Origin of the sequence: Synechococcus sp. CS-1328 (assembly GCF_025128095.1) — a bacterium.
Classification (GTDB): domain Bacteria; phylum Cyanobacteriota; class Cyanobacteriia; order PCC-6307; family Cyanobiaceae; genus CBW1002.
In genome coordinates this window covers 1-6,792 of sequence record NZ_JAHLYT010000055.1, presented here as the reverse complement: position 1 = coordinate 6,792, position 6,792 = coordinate 1, and the positions used below count along the sequence as shown (strand labels likewise).

The 6,792-nt window shown below is 61.9% G+C and carries 6 protein-coding genes and 1 pseudogene; 5 read left to right on the top strand and 2 right to left on the bottom strand.

All coding sequences use genetic code 11. From position 1 onward, the window contains the following. Positions 1 to 113 precede the first annotated feature (113 nt). The 3 genes from KQ310_RS10330 (at position 114) to KQ310_RS10320 (ending at position 3,764) form a co-directional block, all read left to right on the top strand. On the top strand, positions 114 to 350 hold the full coding sequence (locus KQ310_RS10330; RefSeq protein WP_259721669.1) for a hypothetical protein: 237 nt from the start codon (positions 114 to 116) through the stop codon (positions 348 to 350). 236 nt (positions 351 to 586) lie between these two features. Continuing rightward, positions 587 to 1,657, top strand: a complete 1,071-nt coding sequence (locus KQ310_RS10325; RefSeq protein ID WP_259721668.1) for a glycosyltransferase family 4 protein — start codon at positions 587 to 589, stop codon at positions 1,655 to 1,657. Next, positions 1,650 to 3,764 (top strand): glycogen debranching N-terminal domain-containing protein, encoded by a 2,115-nt coding sequence (locus KQ310_RS10320; protein WP_259721667.1) that lies wholly within the window; start codon positions 1,650 to 1,652, stop codon positions 3,762 to 3,764. Before KQ310_RS10325 ends, KQ310_RS10320 begins: the two co-directional genes overlap by 8 nt. 109 nt (positions 3,765 to 3,873) lie before the next feature. On the opposite strand, the gene KQ310_RS10315 is transcribed toward KQ310_RS10320, so the two are convergent. Beyond that, positions 3,874 to 4,404: a cytochrome b/b6 domain-containing protein gene (locus KQ310_RS10315; protein WP_259721666.1), complete on the bottom strand. Its 531-nt coding sequence runs from the start codon at positions 4,402 to 4,404 to the stop codon at positions 3,874 to 3,876. Positions 4,405 to 4,636: 232 nt separating this feature from the next. On the opposite strand from KQ310_RS10315, the pseudogene KQ310_RS10310 reads away from it, so the two are divergent. Further along, a pseudogene (locus KQ310_RS10310) lies at positions 4,637 to 5,145 on the top strand (cation transporting ATPase C-terminal domain-containing protein). Positions 5,146 to 5,161: 16 nt separating this feature from the next. Next, positions 5,162 to 5,824, top strand: a complete 663-nt coding sequence (locus tag KQ310_RS10300; RefSeq protein WP_259721664.1) for a DedA family protein — start codon at positions 5,162 to 5,164, stop codon at positions 5,822 to 5,824. Positions 5,825 to 5,944: 120 nt separating this feature from the next. Here KQ310_RS10300 and KQ310_RS10295 read toward each other — a convergent pair whose 3' ends face one another. Further along, positions 5,945 to 6,424: a hypothetical protein gene (locus tag KQ310_RS10295; protein ID WP_259721663.1), complete on the bottom strand. Its 480-nt coding sequence runs from the start codon at positions 6,422 to 6,424 to the stop codon at positions 5,945 to 5,947. Between the last annotated feature and the right edge of the window lie 368 nt (positions 6,425 to 6,792).

Genomic DNA, 6,792 nt, shown 5'->3' with positions numbered 1-6,792 from the left:
TTAAACGCAGCAGCATGGGGCGGTTTGGAGCCTGCCCCTGCAGGCCGGCTCCGGGAGGCCAAACTCCCATCCTCGATACAGTTGCGTCAGTGTTCATAGAGAACGTTTGACTCGTGGCACAAATAGACGAAGTCTTCTCCGCAGGAGTACGTGCCCTGCGCCATTCGGTGATTCAGCGCAAGATCAGCCATGGCGTCCAATCCCGCCAGGGTGCGATCTGCCGCAGCAAGTTGCTCACGGTCACCACCAGCCTGCGGCAACAGGGCCGTGAGATCTGGCAATTCCTGGAGCAGGCCTTGATCGCCCATCATTGCGGCGGCGAGATGCCATCGCTGTTGCCGAATCCCTGAATCGGCTGTCATCGATCGTGGTGTCTGTGGCCGCTCGTTGATCAGTGATCAGGGGTGGAATGCTGCGCTGCTGCGTCACGGCCCCTGAACGGGTACCCAGGCTGACAGATCGGCCCACCCCTTGCCACGACTGACGTTTGAGGAGACGATTTACACCGGTTCATGGGAAGCTGCTTCCTGTCCGATCTCTGGATATGGTTTGGTGAGCGGACACCCTGAATCATGAAGGTTGAAATGTGAGAATCGCGCAAATTTCATCGCTACACGAAAGGGTTCCGCCGATCGGATACGGTGGAACCGAAAGGGTGGTTCACTATCTCACCGAGGAGTTGGTGCGGCGTGGCCATGAGGTGGTCCTCTTTGCCAGCGGTGACTCTCTCACCACGGCCCACCTCTGCCCGTGCGTTCCGGAGGCCTTGCGGCTGGGCGGCCAGAATGGTGACCCCAGCGTGCATGACGCGATCCAGCTGGATCATGTGATCGAGCTGCTCGATGACTTCGATATCCTCCATTTCCATAACGGTTACTTCCATTTCCCTCTGGCACGCCTGTTGCCCGTGCCCCATCTGAGCACCGTGCACGGCCCCCTGCATGCGCCCGAGCAGAGAAAGCTCTATGCCCACTTCAATCAGGTGCCCCTGGTGTCGATCTCCGAAAGCCAGCGCCTGCCCTTGCCTCAGGCCAACTGGCTTGGAACCGTGTATCACGGGTTACCCAGCGATCTCTATCGCTACCAGGCCACCCCCGAACCCTACCTGGCCTTCGTCGGCCGCATCTCGCCGGAGAAACGGCTGGATCGCGCCATCGCCATCGCCACGGCTGTGGGCCTGCCATTGAAGGTGGCCGCCAAGATCGATCCCGTCGATGCCCCCTATTTCCACGAACAGATCGAGCCGCTGCTGCTGAACAACCCATCGATTGAATTCATTGGTGAGGTGGATGACGAGGGCAAACAGGATCTGCTGGGCCATGCTTTGGCCCTGTTGTTTCCGATCGACTGGCCGGAACCCTTCGGCCTGGTGATGATTGAGGCCAACGCCTGCGGCGCCCCGGTGATCGCCTGGCGCAACGGTTCCACCCCTGAGATCATCCGGGAGGGGGTCAACGGATTCCTCGTGGCATCGATCGAGGAGGCCATCGCCGCAGTCCGCCGACTGGAGCAGCTGGACCGATCGCGGGTCCGCAGCCACTTCGAGGTGTGCTTCTCGGTGACGCGTCAGGCCGAGGACTACGAACAGCTCTACCGGCACCTGATCCAGGCCCGTCGCAGCCTCAGTCCCGCTCACCGGACTGCGGTGTATGCCTGATCCACTGCCTACGTTCGTCCTCAAGAACGAGGAAACCTTCGCGATCCTGGATTCCCGTGGCGAGATCTGCCCGGACCTCCACCACGAAGCCGGCATTTTCCATCGTGGCACCCGTCACGTCAGTCGGCTGCAGCTGTTGCTGTGGGGCCGATCGCCGGTGGTGCTGAGTTCCACCGAGCGAGGGGCGGTGGGCGTGCTCGTGAGCCACCTCAGCAACATCGATGGTGAGACGGGTGGACCAGCCGCCATGACGGTCCATCTGGAGCGCAGCACCGTGCTGACGCCCACGGCCTGCCTGCAGCAGTTCTGCTTCACCAGCTACGAGGACCGACCCATCCAGATGCCGCTGACCCTGCGCCTGGATGCGGATTTCCGCGACATCTTCGAGGTGAGGGGATACCACAGGTCGGAGCGCGGCCGCACCCATCGAGGTCACGACGGCACCCTGGAGCTCATCTACAGCGGCCTGGATGGGGAGGATCGGCTGACGGTCCTGCGCCTGAGCGATCCCATTCAGGACGTCAGCGAGGACACCATCGAGCTGCTGATCACCCTGGAGCCCAGGCAGACGCGGCGGCTCTTCCTGGTGCTGGATTTCCATCCCAGCTCTCTCCCGCTGGGCCCGGAGGAGCACTACCACACCGCCATGGCCGCCACGGTCGACCGGTTCCGGGATGCCAGGCGCAGCGCCGCTGCGGTGGTCAGCGACAACCAGGCCTTCAACAGTTGGTTGATGCGCTCCTTCTCCGATGTACACCTGCTGGCCAGCCAGGTCGAGGATGGGCTCTACCCCTACGCCGGGGTTCCCTGGTTCAGCTGTGCGTTCGGCCGTGATGGCCTGATCACGGCTCGCCAGATGCTGATGGTGGAACCCCGGCTGGCGCGGGGCGTGCTGGGCTACCTGGCCAGACGCCAGGCCGGTGTTGATGATCCCGCCCACGACGAGGAACCGGGCAAGATCCTGCATGAATCACGGCTCGGAGAAATGGCGGCACTCGGAGAAGTGCCCTTCGCCAGTTATTACGGTGCCGTCGACTCGACGCCCCTGTTTCTGATGCTGGCCGGCGACTATCTCTGCCGCAGCGATGATCGAGACTTCGTCGCCAGCCTCCTGCCTGAGCTTCAGGCTGCCATGGCCTGGATCCACAGGGCCGAAGCCACCAGTGCCGATGGGTTCCTTCGCTACCTGCGGGTTGCCGAGGGCGGCTTGAGCAATCAGGGCTGGAAGGATTCCGACGATTCCATTCACCACGCGGATGGCCGCTTGGCTGAAGGCTCGATCGCCCTCTGCGAAGTGCAGGCCTATGCCTATGGTGCGCGTCGATCGCTCGCCTCGATTCTTCACCACCTGGGCCGCACCAGCGAAGCCCAGGCGTTGCTGGAGGAGGCCGCCGCCTTGCGCCAGCGTTTCCACAAGGCTTTCTGGACGCCGTCGATCGATTCCTATGCCCTTGCCCTTGATGGCGAAGGCCAACCCTGCGAGGTGAGGGCGTCGAATGCCGGTCATTGCCTCTGGACCGGAATCGCCACGGCACAGGCGGCTTCTGCGATCGCGCGGCATTTGATGGCTCCTACCAGCTTCAATGGCTGGGGCGTACGCACCCTGGATGAACGGGAGAATCGCTACAACCCGATGAGCTATCACAACGGCTCCGTCTGGCCCCATGACAACGCCCTGATCGGCATGGGTCTGGCCCGGTACGGCCATCGGTCTGAAGCGTTGCAGATCCTGACGGGCCTGTTCGAGACCGCCAGTGCCGTGCCGATGTTCCGGTTGCCGGAGCTGTTCTGCGGGTTCCCGCGCCGGGAGGAGGAGGGACCCACGTTCTACCCGGTGGCCTGCAGCCCCCAGGCCTGGGCCAGCGCCAGCGTCTTCGGCTTGCTGGAGGCAGTCACCGGCATGTCGATCGAGCGGGAGCGCGGCAGCAGCCGAGTGCAGGTGCGCTTGCGTAATCCCTGTCTGCCAAAGGGACTCAACCTCCTCGACATCAACGGCCTGCGACTGGGAGAGGAGGAGATCAATCTTCAGTTCCACCGCAGCGATCACGACGTGGGCGTGCTTGTACGGGGTCGAACTCCGGGGGTGGACGTGCTGATCATGAAGTGAATTCCCAGCCAGCCCCAGAGATCACCGTCGACCGGGGTTTTTCTGTCCGGGCGTTATGGCTGTCCAAGAAAAGGTGCCCACTTCACAGCCGCAGTCAGTCTCACTTCTGTCAGCCCCTCCTCGTCAGAGCCCGTCTGATCTGGCCCGGCCAGTCGCGTGGCAGGTCGTTGGCTCGGACTTGAAGGTTCACCATCGATCGCAGCAGCGGCATTCCGCCGCGTTGCAGCACGGCGGAAACGTGGGTCAGCACAGCCCCTGCCATGACCAGCCAGGCCAGCAGATGCACTGAATACACAACATGATCGAGTTGACCATCCTTCAGCCAGTCTTCCTCCATCAACTTGCCACTCCCCACCGCCAGCGCCAAAGCGAGCAGGGCGATCAGATTGGCGGGCTGCCGCAGATGCCGCCGCCCCACGCTGATGGCGTAGAGAGCGAACAGGATGGCCAGGGGCCAGAGCAGCACGCCGATCGTGCCGTGGATGTCGATCCAGTCTCCTCCGACCTGCAGGGGCAGGCGCCCCCAGCGGCCGTCGTCGTTGGAATACACGACCAGTCCACTCAGCCAGGCCAGAGACACCAGCACAGCCGTTAACCCATGCAGCAGCCGCAGCAGCGATGGTTGGTAGGGGCGGGGCATCGATGCTGAAGACGTTTGCGCGACACTGTTTAGCGCGAACACCGCGACAACCAGCGGCCAGGTGAGACATGGGCATTCAGGCCTTTGTCAAAGCACGTCTCTGCTGCGGAACCGTTCTGCTCGCGGCCTCCCAAGCGATCTGACTGTGGCCCCTGAAGCGTCGGCCGCTCCTGCATCGCTTCATCCGATCCGATGGTCCATGTCATGACCGTGCTGGTGAGCTGGAAGGCCAATGCCGACGACCTGCCTCTTGGACGAACTGGCCCCATCGACTGGGGCCTCCATGACCCTGGGGCTGATGCAGCGGCCTCCCTCGGAACCGGGAGAATCGATTCTCTCGGCCGGAATTGGGAGCTACATCCTTCGCAACGGCGTGGTCTTCGCCTTGATCACGATCTGCCTGATGCTCTTGGCCGTGCATCGCTGTGCACCCTGGACCAGGATGGTATTCACCACCCTCTGTCTGGCACAGATGGGCCATGCTCTCTCGGCACGGAGCAATCTGCCCTGCTACAGCTCAACCCCTTCTCCAATCCAGCGTTGCTGGCGGCTGTGGCCATCACCACAGGTCTGCAGCTGATGCTGCTCTACGTGGCTCCGATCGCAGAGTTCTTCGGAACTGGGCCTTTGGAAGGAGGCGAACTGATGCTCTGCATTGGTTTCAGCCTGCTGTTGTTCCTTTTCCTGCAGCTGGAGAAGCTCTGGCGGCTTCGGCGCCGCACTGCCAACGCTCACGCCTGATCCCCACTCTGCTGTCATGTCGCTGAGCGATGCCATTGATTCCATGCCGGCTCTGATCAGCCGGGCGGTGGACACGAATCCGCTGTTGGGCTACCTGGTGATCGCCGCTGTGATGCTGCTCGAAAATGTGATCCCTCCCATTCCCTCCGAGGTGGTGATGCCTCTGGCGGGTTTTCTGGTGCATCAGGGGAAGCTGCAACTGATCCCCGCCGTGTTTGCTGGATTGGTGGGCACCGTGCTGGGGGCCTGGTTCTGGTACGGCATTGGGCGGTTGGTGAACGAGGAGCACCTGGAGCGCTGGTTGAGCCGCCACGGTCGCTGGCTTGGGCTCCAGCCCCAGGATCTTGCCAGGAGTCGCCGCTGGTTCAGCCGCCATGGTGCTGCCGTGGTCTTCTGGGGCCGGATCATCCCCGGAATCCGCACCCTTGTATCGGTGCCAGCGGGAATGGAACTGATGCCTCAACGCTCCTTCCTGGCCTGGACAACGGCTGGCAGCCTGCTCTGGGTGCTGATTCTCACGCTGATCGGGAATCTGCTGGGTGAGGGATATCAACGGGTGGCGATCTGGGTGGAGCCTTTCGCTGAATTGATCAAGGTGATGCTCCTGCTCGCCTTTGCCGCCGGAGTTCTCTGGCTGGCTCTGAAAGCCTGGCTCCACTGGAGGCGTTCCAGTCGCTGATCCTCAGCCCCCCCAGCAGCGAGCCATGCCGGGGGAGGTGATCGTTGCAACAGGAATGCCGGAGTCGATCCATGGGTCGACCCCGGCATGGCTGTTGATCCACAAGGAGCGGATCAACCATCAATCATCGTTGTCGTCCTGATCGTCATTGGAGTCGTCGTGGTCGTGGTCATGGCCGCCGTGGCCCGAGTGCCCCTTGTCACCTCCTTTTTTCTTGTCATTATCGCGATCATCGTCGGAGTCGTCATCCTGATCAGACGCCTCTTTCTTGCTCCCTCTCTTCTTGTCGTCATTGCGATCGTCGTCTGGCCGATCATCCAGCTCCACCTTGTTCTTCTTGCTTCCCTTATCCTTCTTGTCGTCGTTGCGGTCGTCGTCAGGCTGGTCGTCGAGTTGAATCTTCTTTCCGCTGGACTCTTTCTGCTTCTTGCTTTGGGCCACGGCAGACTCAAGCTGCACGGCTCGGGCTGCGGTCTGGGACGGAGCCTCCACGAAGCCTCTTGCCGCATGGGCGGCCGTCCCAAGTAAGGAAAGGGATGAGACGCATGCGAGCGCGAGACTGAAGCGAGAAAAGCGATGGGGCGGCAATGGAAAGGGCATGGACAGTGTGCGGGGAACAGGTCGATGCTGCGGCATCGACATGACCCATGTCTTAGCGGATGGCGCTGAAATGCTACCAAATATGACCGTGATCCATTGCTTTTTCCAGGCACGGCTGGCTGGCCGATCAGGGGACAATGCTGTTCCTGCCATTTCCGCTGCACGCGCAGAAGCAGAGCAGTGAGTGGAGTGTCGCTGGAATCCATCGGTGGAATGCCGCGGAATTCCCCTAGGAGCGTGTTGCACATAGGCCGTTTTGAGCAAAACGAACCAACTCGCTCCATGCCAACGCCCAATGCGGTCTCGGCGTGGTCTCAAAGGCAATCTTGCTTCAGCGACGCCTGATGCTTGAGATCAATTGCGCTACG

Coding starts and splice junctions, on each gene's coding strand:
- KQ310_RS10320 (WP_259721667.1), top strand. CDS start 1,650: ATGCCTGATCCACTGCCTACGTTCGTCCTCAAGAACGAGGAAACCTTC.
- KQ310_RS10315 (WP_259721666.1), bottom strand. CDS start 4,404: ATGCCCCGCCCCTACCAACCATCGCTGCTGCGGCTGCTGCATGGGTTA.
- KQ310_RS10300 (WP_259721664.1), top strand. CDS start 5,162: ATGTCGCTGAGCGATGCCATTGATTCCATGCCGGCTCTGATCAGCCGG.
- KQ310_RS10295 (WP_259721663.1), bottom strand. CDS start 6,424: ATGCCCTTTCCATTGCCGCCCCATCGCTTTTCTCGCTTCAGTCTCGCG.